This is a genomic window from Salinivibrio sp. IB872 (genome assembly GCF_001995345.1).
GTDB classification, from domain to species: domain Bacteria; phylum Pseudomonadota; class Gammaproteobacteria; order Enterobacterales; family Vibrionaceae; genus Salinivibrio; species Salinivibrio proteolyticus.
Genome location: NZ_MUFO01000007.1, coordinates 1 through 16,989, shown reverse-complemented (window position 1 = coordinate 16,989; position 16,989 = coordinate 1). Strand labels below are relative to the sequence as shown.

Annotated in this window: 16 protein-coding genes and 2 tRNA genes; 9 read left to right on the top strand and 9 right to left on the bottom strand. The window is 50.3% G+C overall.

The features are described from left to right. Positions 1-23 precede the first annotated feature (23 nt). The gene (gene dxs, locus BZJ18_RS04910) at positions 24-1,904 is read left to right on the top strand and encodes a 1-deoxy-D-xylulose-5-phosphate synthase (protein WP_077455560.1); all 1,881 of its coding nucleotides are present in this window, start codon (positions 24-26) and stop codon (positions 1,902-1,904) included. An 86-nt stretch (positions 1,905-1,990) separates the two neighbouring features. Here the strand turns inward: dxs and upp are convergent, their stop codons facing one another. Further along, positions 1,991-2,617: a uracil phosphoribosyltransferase gene (gene upp / locus BZJ18_RS04905; protein ID WP_069587458.1), complete on the bottom strand. Its 627-nt coding sequence runs from the start codon at positions 2,615-2,617 to the stop codon at positions 1,991-1,993. A 184-nt stretch (positions 2,618-2,801) separates the two neighbouring features. Here upp and purM point away from each other — a divergent pair, with 184 nt between their 5' ends. Then, complete coding sequence (gene purM / locus BZJ18_RS04900; protein WP_077455559.1) at positions 2,802-3,842, top strand: phosphoribosylformylglycinamidine cyclo-ligase; 1,041 nt, start codon at positions 2,802-2,804, stop codon at positions 3,840-3,842. After that, a complete protein-coding gene (purN, locus tag BZJ18_RS04895) occupies positions 3,842-4,495 on the top strand; it encodes a phosphoribosylglycinamide formyltransferase (protein ID WP_077455558.1) in 654 nt (217 codons plus the stop codon). The genes purM and purN overlap by 1 nt, the downstream gene beginning before the upstream one ends. A 63-nt stretch (positions 4,496-4,558) precedes the next feature. Here the strand turns inward: purN and BZJ18_RS04890 are convergent, their stop codons facing one another. Together BZJ18_RS04890 and lpcA are read right to left on the bottom strand one after the other, a co-directional pair. After that, positions 4,559-5,353: a class II glutamine amidotransferase gene (locus BZJ18_RS04890; RefSeq protein WP_077455557.1), complete on the bottom strand. Its 795-nt coding sequence runs from the start codon at positions 5,351-5,353 to the stop codon at positions 4,559-4,561. Positions 5,354-5,374: 21 nt separating this feature from the next. Further along, the gene (gene lpcA, locus BZJ18_RS04885; RefSeq protein WP_069587462.1) at positions 5,375-5,953 is read right to left on the bottom strand and encodes a D-sedoheptulose 7-phosphate isomerase; all 579 of its coding nucleotides are present in this window, start codon (positions 5,951-5,953) and stop codon (positions 5,375-5,377) included. A 315-nt stretch (positions 5,954-6,268) separates the two neighbouring features. On the opposite strand from lpcA, the gene fadE reads away from it, so the two are divergent. Further along, positions 6,269-8,713: an acyl-CoA dehydrogenase FadE gene (gene fadE, locus BZJ18_RS04880; protein ID WP_077455556.1), complete on the top strand. Its 2,445-nt coding sequence runs from the start codon at positions 6,269-6,271 to the stop codon at positions 8,711-8,713. Between the two features lie 53 nt (positions 8,714-8,766). On the opposite strand, the gene BZJ18_RS04875 is transcribed toward fadE, so the two are convergent. Both BZJ18_RS04875 and dnaQ read right to left on the bottom strand, forming a co-directional pair. Then, positions 8,767-10,071, bottom strand: coding sequence for a TIGR03503 family protein (locus tag BZJ18_RS04875; RefSeq protein WP_077455555.1), 1,305 nt, complete (start codon positions 10,069-10,071; stop codon positions 8,767-8,769). An 8-nt stretch (positions 10,072-10,079) separates the two neighbouring features. After that, entirely contained in the window at positions 10,080-10,802 is a 723-nt protein-coding gene (dnaQ, locus tag BZJ18_RS04870; RefSeq protein ID WP_096631103.1) for a DNA polymerase III subunit epsilon, read from the bottom strand. Positions 10,803-10,853: 51 nt separating this feature from the next. Between dnaQ and rnhA the strand changes: the two genes are divergently transcribed. Next, a complete protein-coding gene (gene rnhA / locus BZJ18_RS04865) occupies positions 10,854-11,318 on the top strand; it encodes a ribonuclease HI (protein ID WP_069587466.1) in 465 nt (154 codons plus the stop codon). An 8-nt stretch (positions 11,319-11,326) separates the two neighbouring features. Here the strand turns inward: rnhA and BZJ18_RS04860 are convergent, their stop codons facing one another. After that, entirely contained in the window at positions 11,327-12,052 is a 726-nt protein-coding gene (locus BZJ18_RS04860; RefSeq protein ID WP_069587467.1) for a methyltransferase domain-containing protein, read from the bottom strand. Positions 12,053-12,084: 32 nt separating this feature from the next. On the opposite strand from BZJ18_RS04860, the gene gloB reads away from it, so the two are divergent. From gloB to BZJ18_RS04845, 3 genes are all read left to right on the top strand, one after another. Next, entirely contained in the window at positions 12,085-12,843 is a 759-nt protein-coding gene (gene gloB, locus BZJ18_RS04855) for a hydroxyacylglutathione hydrolase (RefSeq protein WP_069587468.1), read from the top strand. A 70-nt stretch (positions 12,844-12,913) separates the two neighbouring features. Next, a complete protein-coding gene (locus BZJ18_RS04850; protein ID WP_108743118.1) occupies positions 12,914-14,488 on the top strand; it encodes a lytic transglycosylase in 1,575 nt (524 codons plus the stop codon). Then, the gene (locus BZJ18_RS04845) at positions 14,485-15,174 is read left to right on the top strand and encodes a YIP1 family protein (RefSeq protein ID WP_077455554.1); all 690 of its coding nucleotides are present in this window, start codon (positions 14,485-14,487) and stop codon (positions 15,172-15,174) included. Before BZJ18_RS04850 ends, BZJ18_RS04845 begins: the two co-directional genes overlap by 4 nt. Here the strand turns inward: BZJ18_RS04845 and BZJ18_RS04840 are convergent. After that, positions 15,167-16,009, bottom strand: coding sequence for an endonuclease/exonuclease/phosphatase family protein (locus BZJ18_RS04840; RefSeq protein ID WP_096631098.1), 843 nt, complete (start codon positions 16,007-16,009; stop codon positions 15,167-15,169). The two genes, BZJ18_RS04845 and BZJ18_RS04840, sit on opposite strands and share 8 nt — an antisense overlap. Positions 16,010-16,195: 186 nt before the next feature. On the opposite strand from BZJ18_RS04840, the gene BZJ18_RS04835 reads away from it, so the two are divergent. Next, on the top strand, positions 16,196-16,591 hold the full coding sequence (locus BZJ18_RS04835; protein WP_069587470.1) for a gamma-glutamylcyclotransferase family protein: 396 nt from the start codon (positions 16,196-16,198) through the stop codon (positions 16,589-16,591). Positions 16,592-16,713: 122 nt separating this feature from the next. On the opposite strand, the gene BZJ18_RS04830 is transcribed toward BZJ18_RS04835, so the two are convergent. Both BZJ18_RS04830 and BZJ18_RS04825 read right to left on the bottom strand, forming a co-directional pair. Beyond that, positions 16,714-16,790 (bottom strand) — tRNA-Trp (locus BZJ18_RS04830). Between the two features lie 8 nt (positions 16,791-16,798). Beyond that, positions 16,799-16,875: transfer RNA gene (locus BZJ18_RS04825), tRNA-Asp, on the bottom strand. Positions 16,876-16,989 lie beyond the last annotated feature (114 nt).

The window sequence follows — 16,989 nt, the reverse complement described above, 5'->3', positions numbered from 1 at the left end:
ACCAATAAAAGCGCCGAACCACTATGACACTGGATATATCAAAGTACCCTACACTCGCGTTGGCTGATACGCCGGAAGAGTTACGCACCATTCCGCGTGATCACCTTCCTGAACTGTGTGATGAGCTGCGTACCTACTTACTTAATACGGTTAGCCACTCAAGTGGTCATTTTGCGTCTGGACTTGGCACTGTCGAGCTGACTGTCGCACTCCATTATGTCTATAACACCCCTTTTGATCACCTTGTTTGGGATGTCGGTCACCAAGCCTACCCACATAAAATTTTGACGGGTCGGCGCGAAAAAATGCCGACGATTCGCAAAAAGGGCGGATTGCATCCCTTCCCGTGGCGCGAAGAAAGCCCCTATGATGTGTTGTCGGTAGGCCACTCTTCGACGTCAATAAGCGCCGCATTGGGGATGGCCATTTGTGCCGAAAAAGAAGGGAAAAACCGCAAAGTCGTGAGTGTGATTGGAGACGGAGCCATCACCGCGGGTATGGCATTTGAGGCGATGAACCATGCTGGGGACGTGAAACCCGACATGCTGGTGATCCTCAACGACAACGAAATGTCGATTTCAGAGAATGTTGGTGCTCTCAACAATCATCTGGCGCAGCTTCTTTCTGGTAATTTGTATACCACCATCCGAGAAGGGGGCAAAAAAGTCCTGTCGGGCGCGCCACCAATTAAAGAGCTGGTCCGTCGTGCTGAAGAGCACCTCAAGGGGATGGTAGTACCGGGGACCATGTTCGAGGAACTCGGCTTTAACTATATCGGCCCTATCGATGGTCATGACGTGGAAGAGCTGGTTAAAACGCTAAAGAACATGCGTAACCTGAAAGGGCCACAGTTCTTGCACGTGATGACGAAAAAAGGCAAAGGCTACGCGCCTGCGGAAAAGGATCCGATTGGGTATCATGCCGTTCCTAAATTCGATCCAAGCGTGCATACCCTACCGAAATCAAAGCCGGCCAGCCCGACATTTTCCAATGTCTTTGGTGACTGGCTGTGTGATATGGCCGAGCAGGACGACAAACTGCTCGCCATTACCCCGGCGATGCGTGAAGGCTCTGGTATGGTGCGCTTTTCCAAGGCGCACCCTGACAAATACTTCGATGTTGCGATTGCCGAACAACATGCCGTCACCCTAGCGGCAGGTATGGCGATTGGTGAGTACAACCCTGTGGTAGCTATCTACTCCACCTTCTTACAGCGTGCGTACGATCAGCTGATCCATGATGTCGCCATTATGAACTTACCGGTGTTGTTCGCGATCGACCGCGGTGGCATCGTGGGCGCCGACGGCCAAACGCACCAAGGGGCATTTGATTTAAGCTACCTAAGATGCATCCCGAATCTAGTGGTGATGACGCCAAGCGATGAGAACGAATGCCGGCAAATGCTCTATACCGGTCATATTCATCAGGGCCCGGCCGCAGTGCGCTACCCACGCGGGGGAGGCATGGGCGTTGATATTGAGCGCGATATGCATGCACTCCCTATCGGTAAAGGCGTACAAAAACGCCAAGGAAAGCGCATTGCGCTACTTAACTTTGGTACTCTGTTGCCCGGCGCCCTCGCGGCAGCAGAAGCGCTTGATGCAACCGTGGTAGATATGCGCTTTGCTAAACCTCTGGATACCGATTTAGTGGCAGAAATGGCGAAAACGCATGATTGCCTTGTCACTATTGAAGAAAACGCCACCGCTGGCGGGGCGGGAACCGGTGTGATTGAAAGCTTAATGACGCAAGGTGTCATCAAGCCGGTATTGCAAATTGGCTTGCCCGATCGCTTTATTCCACAAGGCACTCAGCAAGAATTGCATGCTGAGCTGCAATTAGATGGTGAGGGGATCGAAGCGCAAGTGCGTACTTACCTCGATAAAATAGGCCTGTCTTTATAAGACGGGACATTTAGACTAAAAAAGCCCGCGACACTAAGCGGGCTTTTTGATCCGTTATTACGCCATCACCTTGGCGATGATGACGATTACTTGGTACCGAAGATTTTATCGCCGGCATCACCTAGGCCGGGTACGATATAGCCTTTGTCATTCAGCTTTTCATCGATAGCTGCAGTATAGAGCTCGACATCCGGATGCGCTTTTTTCAACGCTTCAATACCCTCTGGGGCAGAGACTAACACCAACACTTTGATATGTTGACAGCCTTGCTCTTTGAGCAAATCGATAGTGGCAATCATAGAACCACCCGTTGCCAGCATAGGATCGACCACCAGCGCCATACGCTCGTCGATATTGCTCGCCAACTTGTGGAAATACGGTACAGGCTCTAGCGTTTCTTCATCACGGTAAATGCCGACCACACTGATACGGGCACTTGGCACATGCTCCAGCACACCGTCCATCATACCGAGCCCTGCACGCAAAATAGGCACCACGGTGACTTTTTTACCTTTGATTTGATCAACGCTGACTGGACCGTCCCAACCTTCGATGGTCACTTTTTCTGTTTCGAAGTCTGAAGTGGCTTCGTATGTCAGTAGGCTACCCACTTCAGTGGCAAGCTCACGAAATCGCTTAGTGCTAATATCCCGTTCACGCATCAATCCAATTTTATGCTTCACTAACGGGTGCCCGACTTCCACGACCTTCATCTTAGACTCCTTACAAAAAACAAATTCTCGGTAGTATACACGAAAGAGTTTTGCTAGCGTAGATCAAAGGCTTGACATCTCGCCTATTTCCTCACCAAACAGCTGACGCAAACGTTTTCCTTTCTAATTATCTACTGATAGAATAGCGCCGACTTTTGACTTCCAACTCCGGCGAGGAATTGCAGTGAGCGGTAAACAATCATCTCTTAGCTACAAGGATGCAGGTGTCGATATTGATGCGGGTAACGCCCTAGTCGACCGTATCAAAGGCGTCGTCAAACAAACTCACCGTCCTGAAGTAATGGGCGGCTTGGGCGGGTTTGGTGCCCTGTGTCAGTTACCGACCAAGTATAAAGAACCCGTGCTGGTGTCCGGCACTGATGGGGTAGGAACCAAATTACGTTTAGCGCTTGATGCCAATAAGCACGATACGATCGGCATTGATTTGGTCGCCATGTGTGTGAACGATCTAATTGTTCAAGGGGCTGAACCACTCTTTTTCCTCGACTACTACGCGACCGGAAAATTAGACGTCGAGACAGCGGCCGATGTGGTCACAGGGATTGCTCATGGATGCCAACAAGCCGGTTGTGCCCTGATCGGTGGCGAAACCGCTGAAATGCCGGGCATGTACTCAGGGGATGATTATGATGTCGCTGGGTTTTGTGTCGGGGTCGCGGAAAAATCCGCATTAATTGATGGCAGTAAGGTCGGTGAAGGCGATGCTCTGATTGGTCTGGCTTCTAGCGGTCCTCACTCAAACGGCTACTCTCTGATCCGCAAGATCTTGGAAGTCAGCGAGGCTGATTTAACCATGCCACTCGAAGGTAAACCTTTGGTTGAGCACTTGCTGGCACCGACCCGTATCTACGTGAAGTCAGTACTCACTTTACTTGAGCAATACCCTGCTCACGCCATTTCTCATATTACCGGTGGCGGCTTCTGGGAAAACATTCCCCGCGTATTGCCTCAAGGTACAAAAGCCGTTATTGATGGAAATAGCTGGCAATGGCCAGCCATCTTTAACTGGTTGCAGGCACAAGGCAATGTCAGTGACTATGAAATGCTGCGCACCTTTAACTGTGGCGTCGGCTTAGTCATCGCGCTACCGCAAGCACATGCCGAACAAGCGATCGCACTGCTCAATGAGTCAGGGGAAACCGCTTGGCAGTTGGGCCATATTGCAACAAGTGCTGAAGGCGAAGCGCAAGTGGAGTTGGTGTAATGACAAAACGCATCGTGGTGTTGATCTCGGGAAGTGGCAGTAATCTTCAGGCCTTAATCGATAAGAGCCCGCAAAACGCAAAGATTGTCGGCGTGATTGCAAACAAGCCAGATGCCTACGGCCTAACCCGCGCGGATAATGCTGGAATCGAGACTCGCGTGCTCGAAAACTCGCGCTATGACACTCGCGACGCTTACGATCATGCGTTGGCAACCGCCATTGATGCGTTGGCCCCTGACTTGGTCGTTCTCGCCGGCTTTATGCGTATACTCACCCCAGCCTTTGTCGAGCACTACCAAGGACGGATGCTGAATATTCATCCGTCGTTGCTCCCCAAATACACGGGCTTACATACCCACCAGCGCGCGATTGATGCGGGTGATACCGAGCATGGCACCTCAGTGCATTTTGTCACAGAAGAATTGGATGGTRGCCCGGTGATTTTACAAGCACGTGTCCCCATTTTTTCAGAAGACGACGCCAATACCGTTGCAGCACGGGTGCAACAACAAGAGCACCAGATTTATCCTTTGGTTGTTCGCTGGTTTGTCGAAGAGCGCTTACGCATGGAAGCTGGCCAAGCTTGGCTCGACGGCGCGCCGTTGGGCCCTGCTGGCTATGCCGCTGATGACGATGACGACCTAAAAGCCTAGTTTGATTCGCCCTGATCAAAAAAGGCGCCTGATGGCGCCTTTTCTATGCTGGCAAGACCGCAATCAGGTCGTTGCATACTGATCTTGATTGGTGCAATACACTTCACCAAAATGGAAGACGCAGTACTCCCCTTCTGCCATTTTGTGCCAGTTTTCATTATTGGTTAGCGGCTGGGTCGCGATCACAGTGACGACATCATTGGGCGTAGTCTCCTCATGAAAATCAACCGTCATTTCCTGATCGATCAAGCTCGCTTTACCAAACGGGGCCCGCCGCGTAATCCAGTGCAAGTTATTACTGCAATACGCCATCACATAGTCACCATCGCTAAACAGCATGTTGTACACTCCAAGTGCACGTAACCGATCGCAGCGCGAGGCGATAAAGTCGAACACCTCACACATATTATCGGGTTGCTGTGGATAGTGCTTGTATAGCTCATTAAGCAGCCAACAGAAGGCTTTTTCGCTGTCGGTTTCTCCCACAGGCTTAAAGTGGCCCGTTTCTAAGCTTTCAAACCCAGATAGCTGACCATTGTGGGCAAACGTCCAATAACGTCCCCAAATTTCGCGAGTAAAAGGATGCGTGTTTTCAAGGCTGACGCCACCTCGATTAGCCTGACGAATATGACTGACTACCGCACAGCTTTTGATCGGATAACTGGTTACCAACTCGGCCACTTTAGATTGGCAGCTTGGGGCGGGATCTTTAAAGGTGCGAAACCCTTTCCCTTCGTAAAAGGTAATGCCCCAGCCATCTCGATGCGGCCCTGTTTTTCCGCCGCGCTGAATAAGCCCAGTAAAACTAAAACAGATATCCGTAGGCACATTGGCACTCATGCCAAGCAGTTCACACATTCTTTCATCTACCTCCGAGCATTAGGCCGCCATTTCCTTTTCCACCAGCTGGATAAGAATATGGATAATCTTAATATGGACTTCTTGAATACGATCCGCATAGCCAAAATGAGGGACACGAATTTCGATATCCGCAAGACCAGCCATTTTGCCGCCGTCTTTCCCAGTCAGCATGATGGACTTCATGCCTTTCGCTTTCGCCGCATCGATCGCGTTAAGAATGTTACCGGAGTTTCCTGAGGTAGACAGACCAAAGAGGACGTCGCCTTTCATGCCGACGGCTTCAACATAGCGTGAAAAAACAAACTCATAGCCAAAGTCGTTGGAAACACAAGAAAGGTGGCTTGGATCAGAAATCGCAATCGCAGGATACCCCGGACGGTTTTCACGATAACGGCCCGTTAACTCCTCAGCAAAATGCATGGCATCACAGTGCGAGCCACCGTTCCCACACGAAAGCACCTTGCCACCCGCTTTGAAGCTATCGGCCAATAGCTTGGCAGCTTCTTCAATTTGTTGAATGTTTTTGTCGTCACTTAAAAAGGCATTCAAAACGGTAGCTGCTTCCGACAGCTCACCGCGAATAATATCTTGGTACATGGCATGTTCCCATCGTTGAAAAAGGCCAGGCTCTCACTCTGTGCACCGGGGGTGAGAGCGGATTTAAGGTCAGTGTAACCGTATCGTTTTGTGCCTGTCGACTGCCGCTTGCGTGTTGGTCTCGAGCTAGGTCACGTTTGTTCAAATGGCAACCTATCTTTCCAACTTTGGCGGAGAATGATTGATGATTTTCTCACCTTGCAAGCCACATCACACCGTACCAATTTACAAATATTTAAATTTTTGCTTACATTAAGTGGTACGACCTCTTACCTCATTTGAGGAGAGGCTAACTAAACCGAAGGAGATGACGTGATGGCGACAGGGTTATTTATCGCTGCCATGCTAATTGTGGCATGCGTACTCGCATACCATCGTGCCAATTTGCTGGTTTCAACAGCTGTATTGGCTGCGGGACTAGTAGTAGGGACTTTACTGGGGAGTGTTGGACAGATCACTTGGCTGATCTTTGCCGTAATCGCACTGCCACTTAATATCGCGACATTCCGTCGCAACTGGATCAGTAAACCAGCGTTTAAAGCATTTAAATCTGTGATGCCAGAAATGTCAGCCACAGAAAAAGAAGCCATCGACGCAGGTACAGTATGGTGGGAAGCAGATCTTTTCCGTGGTACGCCTGACTGGAACAAATTGCATGATATCCCAGCACCACGTTTAAGTGCCGAGGAGCAAGCGTTCCTGGATGGCCCTGTGAATGAAGTCTGCCGTATGGTTGATGACTATCAAGTCACCCACGAGCTGGCAGATTTACCACCTGAGGTATGGCAATACCTGAAGGACAACAAGTTCTTCGCCATGATCATCAAAAAACAATATGGTGGCCTCGAGTTCTCCGCTTACGCCCAGTCTTTGGTGTTACAAAAACTGTCTGGCGTGTCAGGCGTACTGTCATCTACGGTCGGGGTCCCTAACTCTCTCGGTCCGGGTGAGCTATTGCAGCACTATGGTACCGAAGAGCAAAAAGACCACTACTTACCGCGCCTTGCCGAGGGTAAAGAAATTCCATGCTTTGCCTTAACCAGCCCAGAGGCAGGCTCCGATGCGGGCTCGATCCCTGACTACGGGGTTGTCACAAAAGGGATGTGGGAAGGCAAAGAAGTGCTGGGGATGAAAATCACCTGGAACAAACGCTACATCACCCTAGCTCCTGTCGCTACCGTACTCGGTCTCGCGTTTAAACTTCGCGATCCGGACCATCTACTTGGCGATCAAGATGAACTTGGTATTACCTGTGCACTGATCCCGACCGATTTAGAAGGTGTCGATATCGGCCGTCGTCACTTCCCTCTCAACGTTCCATTCCAAAATGGACCGACACAGGGTAATGACGTCTTCGTTCCAATGGACTTTATTATTGGCGGCCAGAAAATGGCGGGCCAAGGTTGGCGTATGCTGATGGAGTGTCTGTCGATTGGTCGCGGTATCACCCTGCCATCGAACACCACTGGCGGCTTGAAGTCAGCAGCATTGGCAACCGGTGCTTATGCGCGTATTCGTCGTCAGTTCAAATTGCCGATCGGTAAAATGGAAGGTATTGAAGAGCCTCTAGCACGTATCGCAGGCAATGCTTACGTAATGGACGCCGCCAGTGCCCTGACCGTGACTGGGATTGACTTGGGAGAAAAACCGTCGGTAATCTCCGCCATCGTCAAATATCACTGTACGCATCGTAGTCAACAAGGTGTGATTGATGCGATGGATGTTGTGGGCGGTAAAGGTATCTGCCTTGGTCCTAAAAACTTCTTGGGACGCAACTATCAAGGCTCACCGATCGCCATAACCGTTGAAGGTGCGAACATTTTGACGCGTTCGATGATCATCTTCGGTCAGGGGGCGATCCGCTGCCATCCGTTCGTACTGGATGAAATTCGTGCCAGCGAAGACACCGATTCGCAACGTGCGTTAAGTGCCTTTGATCGCGCACTGTTTGGTCACGTTGGCTTTGTGATGAGTAACCTTGCTCGCACATTGTGGCTGGGCCTGACCGATGGACGCTTCTCGAAAACACCACGTAAAGACGAAACACGCCGTTATTACCAGCAAATGAACCGCTACAGTGCGGCATTAGCGCTGCTGGCTGACGTTTCAATGGCGGTTCTCGGGGGTAATTTGAAGCGTAAAGAGCGTCTGTCTGCGCGTCTGGGTGATGTGCTTAGTCAGCTTTATCTTGCCTCTGCAACCATGAAACGTTACGCCGATGAGGGCTATCAGAAAGACGATCTGCCATTAGTTCATTGGGGTATGCAAGATGCCATGTACCAAACTGAGCAAGCGCTGGATGAGTTCCTTGCCAACTTCCCAAATCGTATGATTGCAGGATTGGTACGTGCCCTCGTGTTCCCATTAGGTAAAGGTCGCCGCAAACCAAGTGATCGCTTAGACGGTAAGCTTGCGGTAATTTTGCAATCGCCAAGTGCAACACGTGATCGCATTGGCCGTGGACAATTCTTCGAGCCTGGTAATGCCATTGGGAATATCGAAAAAGCGCTTCACGACATTCTCACTGCAGAGCCGATCCACAAAAAAGTTTGTRACGGTATCGGCGAGAAACTGCCATTTATGTTCTTAGACCAAGTGGCACAGAGAGGTCTGGATGCGGGCGTGATCAGCGAACAAGAAGCACAGCTGCTCCGTGACGCCGAAGTGGGTCGACTAGAAACCATCAATGTTGATGACTTCGATCCTGCAGAGCTTCCTGCTGCATCGACCAAAGTGGGAAAGATGCATGATGCAGCTTAATGATTCGCGTTAAGCTGCCCAACCAAAAAGAGAAGGCAATTGCCTTCTCTTTTTTATTCTTTATCCGGTTTATCCATGTCCAACTCATCGCCCATCTCTTCACGCGTGCCTTCATCGGGTGGCGGCGCTTCCAACTCTTGAGCCGCTTCAGCGAGCTTACGGGCTTTGCGCTTTTTCAACACAAACCAAACTGCTGCGCCGAGCAAAAGAATCAATAGATTCCCTACACCGATAATCAATAACGATGTCGTGCGTGCCTTTTCCTTCTCTCGCTCACGACGCCGCTCTTCCGCTGCCGCTTGCAATTCGCGCTCACGCGCCAACCGCTCGGCTTCTGCTTGTTCAAGCGCTTCATAATCAGTCACCGCAAACGCCTGCTCAGGTAAACTAAAAACCAGCGGTCGGCCTGACAATAAATCCGTCGCATAAAGCATACTGCTCCATTTGTACTGGCCCGGCGTGGATGCATACGGGATGTCCAGTGTCATCGTCATGGATTTATCATCGTTCGATGTTTGGTAAACTGTGGTCTTCCCTTCCGTGTCGATAAATTTAGCATGCACCGATATGCTACCCGGCTCAATACTGGCTTCCTCGGCCTGAATAACCAGCTTGTGTGGCTCATCATCAATTTGGCTTTGTTTAAACGTCGCCATCAATGGCGTCGGGTACACCAGCACTTCTTGCTCTAAGGTGCGGAAAAAAATGCCATTGCCTGACGTCACACGCGCTCGGTATTTACCGGGCATCACATTCACCGGCAGTGCGACGGTGAAGATACCATCATTGGGCTTTTCATCTAACCCCGTCCCGTCGTCACTAAAATGCCCGAGTGAGCGAGGCTGAGGGCGCTGATCAGGGTTGAGCGATTCAGGATCTTCGACGTACTCGGTAAAGGTGACATTCAAATCAACGCGCTCGATGAAATCGCGCAGGATGAGAGGCTCATCGCCAAGTTTTAATCGCGCCGTGAATTTCACCGTTTCCCCCTGATATAAACGCGGAGGAAGATCATCAACCTGCATACGCAGATCGCTTAGTACTTTTACTTTGTTATCAGGGCTAACTCGGCCAATCGCTTGCCACGGACCGGGCATGGGATCAGTGATAGAAACTATGTCCATGTCCGATTCTTGGTGCCAAGAAACTTTATCTGGGTGTCGCCATGCGTAGTACTTAGTGCCGTCGGGGCGCACAAGGACCACAGGGACACTGGGATCTTCTCGGTAAATCACGAACGCGGCACGCTCAATGGTAGGATCAACCCGAAAGCGGTTTTCCAGCAGACGTATTTCTTGCTCACTGGCTTGCGCCAATAATGGGATACAAAGACAGGCAGTCCACCACCGCTTTTTCATGTGCTCTCCTACTGTCGCCAAAGACAGCTACCATTTTGCTCAATAAAATCTAAACGCGCTTCGTGTGCACTTAGTTCATCGGCGGATGCGGGGATAATCTTTAGCGGTTTCTGACGTTTGACCGAACGCGGCGCCATTGGGCTCGCATTGTCCGTATCGGTTCCCGCGTTAAAAGACAAGCTGGTTTGCCCGCCCGTCATCAGTAAGTAAACGTCGGCTAAGATCTCGGCATCAAGTAATGCCCCGTGCAACGTGCGGCGAGAATTATCAATACCATAGCGCTCACATAAAATATCTAAGTTATTGCGCTTACCCGGGAAGATTTTCTTCGCCATAGCAAGGGTATCTGTAATTGAACAGATCTCGCTCGTCTTTAACGCCACTCCCAGGTTTTTAAACTCGTAGTCCATGAAGCCGACGTCAAAGGGCGCATTGTGGGCAATTAGCTCCGCCCCTTCTACAAAGGACACAAATGCCTGATGCACATCGGCGTATGTCGGTTTGTCGGCGAGAAAAGCATCCGTGATACCGTGTACTTCAATAGCTTCAGGATCAATCGCACGTGTCGGTTTAATGTAGGCATGAAAGTGCCGACCGGTTAGCTTACGATTGATAATTTCAACCGCGCCGATTTCGATAATGTTGTGTCCCTGGTAATGAGGGCCACCTTCGCGGTTCATACCTGTGGTTTCGGTATCAAGAACAACAAGGCGATCGTAATTCGCTTTCATGGCAATACTTATGTCAAACTTGGCAGATTCTAATTCCCGATAGTACCAAAGATGACCAAGCAGGTAGAAATTTTCACAGACGGTTCATGCCTCGGTAACCCAGGTCCCGGTGGTTACGGTGTGGTGATGCGTTATAAACAGCACGAAAAAACCTTGAGCGCCGGTTATACCCTCACAACGAATAACCGTATGGAGCTCATGGCGGCTATCGTCGGGCTGAACGCCCTTACCGCGTCATGCGAGGTCGTGCTTACCACAGACAGCCAATACGTGCGCCAAGGGATCACACAATGGATCCATAATTGGAAAAAACGTCAGTGGAAAACTGCAGATAAAAAGCCAGTGAAAAACGCTGATTTATGGCAGCAACTCGATGCTGCGGCCGCCAAGCATACGGTGACTTGGAATTGGGTAAAAGGCCACGCTGGCCACCCAGAAAACGAACGCTGTGATGAATTAGCCCGAGAGGCGGCCAATCACCCTACTCTGGTTGATGAAGGGTATCAGCCGCAATAAGCAGGTTTTTATCCACCGTTTGGCACGACTCCACCTAAAGGCGCAACGGCTTTTTTCAGCTTCCAGCGTGGTTTGATGGGTTTTAACGGATAGCTGCGTTTACGGGCGATAATAAAGTAGACGCAGCCGACAAAGGGCGTGAATTCAGCAAAGCTGCTTTCTACCCAAGCGTGTCTCGCCTTGGGCTGTTTCGTTGGCCACAAACCAAAGTGCGTTGCAGTGGTCACCTCATAATTCATCACACTTAGCCAATCGCGGATCCTCAGTGGAGAAAACATACGTCCACTCCATGGCAGTCGCTGGCCGCGTCCCCGCAATACACGCTTGATTCCCATCACGCTGGTCGGGTTGACGCCGGATAAAATAAGATATCCATCGTCAATCATCACGCGATCCACCTCACGCAGCAGCCGGTGAGGGTCATCGCTATAGTCGAGCTGATGAGCCAGCAAGCACGCATCAAACGATTTTTCGATGAAAGGAAGCGCATAATGGTCTGCGGTTAAGTTGCGCATTGGATTACGTTTATCCACACAGACTTGGTGTTGAATGTTACACTGTTGGCTGACCAGTTCGCAGCTTAGCCCGCCGAGCTTCAGTAAATGGTAGCCAAACAGGTTAGGCAAACATTCATCTAAACGCGTTTGTAACTGCGCTCGTGTCCAATCCCCATACGCAACTTGGTCCCACGTATAGGGGTAATCATAGTGATAATCGATGCGCGCTGGTTTCATGGTCAAGGCTCATTCTATTGCTGGAGAACCCAATGCTCAGTGTCAAAAGCATACCTGCATTTAACGATAATTACATATGGCTCATTATTAGTGAAGATAACCGTTGTGCGGTGGTCGATCCGGGTGAAGCACATCAAGTTATCGACTACATTCAGGCACATGAGTTGACCTTATCCTGCATTTTAATCACACACCATCACTGGGATCACACCAATGGCATTGAAGATTTAGTACGCTTTGCGCCAAGTGCTGCGGTGATAGGTCCCGATGTAAAGCCTATCCCTCGACTTACGATGGCAGTGAAAGACGGTGACCAGATCGATGTGTTTGATCACCGTTTTCTGGTGGTGGGCGTAGAAGGCCATACCGAGGATCATATCGCGTTTGTCGGCGATGGTAAGCTATTCTGCGGCGATGCTCTATTTTCAGCAGGATGCGGCCGCTTACTCGGTGGCACCGCAGAACAAGCCGTTAACTCATTGAAAAAGCTTGCATCCTTACCGATCGAAACTCAGGTTTTTTGTGCGCATGAATACACGGCGGCCAACGTCGCTTTCGCATTAACCGTTGAACCGGAAAATGATGCGCTACATTTGTATAGAGAAGAAGTAAATAGGTTGCGTGCGCAGCAAAAACAGACTCTACCGAGTACCATTGAGCGCGAACGGCGCATAAACCCATTTTTACGAACGAGCGAACCGACTGTGATTCAAGCGGTGAGTGGCCGAGCCACTGATGACAGTGAGCTAGAAGTATTCAGGGCTCTGCGGCAGTGGAAGGACGAATTTTGAGCTGAGTCTCTTGTCATCAATAGAGCCAGCCCCTATTATCATCGGCTATTTTGGACGAAGGTTTTATGCAATGAAGTACCGTTTTGTTATCTTGAGCACCCTGTTGCTGAGCGGCTGTCAGCTGACAGGTGATGCTCAGAATACGGATATCGCAACAAAAAAGGCCCCAGTCGCGGCTACTCCGGTTAAAGCAACACCGACCGTTTCCGCGACCAAGAAACAACCGACCCCAGCGACACCAACGGTACTTTCACCGCAAATGCAGGAGGATGTGTGGCAACGAATCAGCATGCAGCTGTCACTGCCCGTCCCTAATAACAGCGCTATCCGCCAGTACCGCAATTGGTACCTGAAATATCCAAACCACATTGCCACCGTCGCGGAACGTGCCACTCCTTTCTTGCACTTAATTGTTGAGAAAGTAGAAGCGCGCAATATGCCGCTTGAGATCGCATTGCTACCTATCGTCGAAAGCTCGTTTGATCAATTTGCTTACTCTCACGGTCGTGCCGCTGGCTTATGGCAGTTTGTACCAGCAACCGGTGAACGCTTCGGACTGGAACAAAATTGGTGGTATGACGGTCGTCGTGATGTGGCAAAAGCCACCGATGCCGCCTTGGACTATTTGGAATACCTTAACGGTATGTTTGATGGCAATTGGCTTCACGCTATTGCCGCCTACAATTCCGGTGAAGGCCGCGTTGCTCGTGCGATTCGTAACAATGAGAAACGGGGCAAGCCAACCGACTTTTGGCACCTCGATTTACCCAAAGAAACCAGTAGCTACGTCCCCAAGCTGATTGCATTGGGCGACGTCATTCGTCATAAAGATAAATATGGCCTTGAGGTTCCCGCCATCGCGAACAAACCTGCACTGGCATTGGTTGAACCCAATATCCAAATGGACCTAGCACTGGCAGCCAACTATGCTGGCCTGAGCGTGTCAGAGTTACAAAGCCTTAATCCGGCTTACAACCACTGGGCAACCGCGCCTGCCGGTCCGACCCACTTGTTACTTCCCATCGATAAAGTCGATCGTTTCAACACCGAACTGGCGAAAAATAACAACCAAGGGCTACGTGTGGAGCGTTATTACGTCCAATCGGGCGATAGCCTGAGTGAAATTGCCGCCCACTACAACACGACGGTCAAGGTACTACAGCGCGCTAACCAACTGAGTACCACACGTATCCGTGTCGGTCAGCCTCTGATGATCCCAGTCTCATTGAAAGACGAATCTCAGTACACCTTAAGCGCCCCTCAGCGCCTTGCAGCATTACAAGCCGCTGAGCGCGACGGTTACAAACGTACCCATACCGTGCGTAAAGGGGATAGTTTCTGGACAATTGCTCGCCGTTATGACGTTGACTACCGACAACTGGCAAAATGGAATGGCATGAGTCCTCGAGATACCTTGAGTATTGGGCAAAAGCTGGTCGTTTGGGATAAAAACGATAACGCAAAACGTGTTCGTACCATCACTTATCAGATTCGCCAAGGCGACTCCCTAAGCAGTATCGCGCAGCGTTACAATGTGTCCGTGTCTGATCTGGTTAAGTGGAATCAGCTACGCAAGAACGCCTATATTCAGCCGGGCCAGCGCCTCACCCTGCATATTGATATCTCGCGGAGTAGCGGCTCATGATGGTAGCGTCCTCTAACCCTTTGTTCGCCTTGCGTGATATCGTAATCCGGCCGAGTGCCTGCTTTGCCGCATTGAGCCAGCGTCCTGCATGGGCGTGGCTGGCATATTTATTACTGTGCTTTAGCTCAATGGCGTTTTGGAACGCCTATTTCGACCACACTGATCTGGCTACCCTTCAGCGAGTGTTAATTCAAACACTCTCTATGTCCGAAGGCGATGCCCAGCAATGGTTGGAGCGTGAGACCCTATTGGCGTCAGAGGTGCTAGGAGACTGGTTTGGACGCGCGGCGGTCATCTTCGCGCTGGCACTTTGGTTCCGTCTTGCCACTAAACAAGAAGCACCAACTTTTGGCTACCGACATTGGCTTGCGGCAACCAGCTTTATCCTACTGCCCGCAATCGTGGGTGATCTGGCCAGCTATACCAATATGATGTTGTCACCGAGTTTCATTCTACCTGCCCACGCAGATCTCAACAGCCTTAACGGGCTGTTAAAACTGCCGTTGACGTCAGAGTGGAGTGCTTGGGCGGCGAGTCTCCCCATTCTTCTTCCTTGGTATTGGGTGCTCAGTATTACCGTCTTGGCCCTCTGGACGCCGCTTGAACAAGGTAAAGCTATTGTGGTTGCCACCCTGCCTTGGTTTGCCGTCTTTGGTGGATGGGCCCTGATGATTGCCGTTAGCTAATCACCCTCAACTGCGCCTCCATCGGAGTATGATCGGAGGCGCCGTTATCCAACGCTTTTGCGCCTTCCACCACTAACCCTCGATAAAAAACATGATCCAACGGCAAGCCAAATTTCGTGATCCGCTCATCAGGGCTAAACGCCATTTCCTGAAGCGATAATCTAGAGACCATTGCCCTTACCGCCTCTAAACGACGCTGAGACCAAGTATTGAAGTCTCCAGCGAGAATAATCGGCCCTTCAACCTGCGCGAGCACTTTTTCTAACGCCGCCAGCTGTTTCTTATACGCTGACATGGCGTACGTAAAGTTAATGCTATGAATATTTACCACTGCCAGTCGCTGACCATTAGACAGTTGATATTCGCTGTACAAAGCACTTTTCGGCAGCCTTAGATAAGGTTCAACGGCGGTATATGCACAGCTATGCATCGGGTTAACCTGAGACAAATTCATCACCCCAGCCACAGCATCTTGCATAGCAAACGCATAAGCCTGATCGTAGTGAAGTGACGCTTGATTTATCCAGCGAGCAAGCTGAGGACCAAAACTGGCTTCTTGCAATAACATTAACCGGTGAGGGTCACGGTATTGACTCAGCGCCGTCTCCCAATGAGGACGTTGCTGTTTATAAATATTCCACACCAGTAATGAAAAATGCCCGTCTTCATCCAATGGAGAAGCATGAATATAATCAACACATTGCCGGTGAATACCTGAGACGGTATGCAACTGGGTACTATCTGGCACGGTAAAATAGCCATTTACACCCACCACAGCGGCCGGCACTAGAATCGCTGTGCCCCACGCCATCGCTTTACCAATTCGCCGTTTCATCACGTCTACCACTTTTGATTACTCAGCCACTGTGAGTATAACCTGCCATCAGTTCGGGCGCCGATTTTGCGCGTCTTGCGGTTAAAATACAAGCAAAGATCTCACTTTATGACTTGCCGATAATCGAGCCCCAGAGATAGGATGTGAAAGCAATAATAACAATATACATTCAAGGAGCGACGCCACATGCTCAATAACCTATTTGTGTATGGCACCCTGTGTCCGGGGGAACGGAATCATTATTTACTTGCTGATGTTCAAGGAGACTGGTATCCCGCTACATTACAAGCAGTACGCACGGATCGTGGATGGGGATCGGCAAAAGGCTATCCAGGGATTGAACTCAGTGACAATCCCGACGATATCGTGCACGGTTGGTTGCTAAAAGCAAAAGACCTCACGGCGACCATCCCCCAATTAGATGAATTCGAAGGGGCGGGCTATCAACGCGTTATTGTAGAAATTCGTTATCAACCAAATATGGATATGGTACAGACCACGACCGCCTTCACTTATGAGCTCTGCTTCAGCCATCAGCCAGAAGAAGCGGGCCCAAGCCAGTTTGTCGCCAAAAACTATTAGCGCTGTCAGACAGTCAAAAGCACCGACAAGCGTCAGTGCTTTTTGAGTAGCAGAGATAGATGGGTTCGATCGGTAATATTGATGTCAAAAAAAAGCACCGACAAATGTCGATGCTTTTTAGGTGGCAGGGGTGGAGGGATTCGAACCCCCAACACGCGGATTTGGAATCCGCTGCTCTGCCAATTGGAGCTACACCCCTATAAGTAGTGGCGGAGTGGACGGGACTCGAACCCGCGACCCCCGGCGTGACAGGCCGGTATTCTAACCAACTGAACTACCACTCCGCACCAATTCTGTATGATTAAAGGCTTATATCTCTTTGCTTTAATCAATTGTATTCAAAGCCTGGCGATGTCCTACTCTCACATGGGGAGACCCCACACTACCATCGGCGCTGC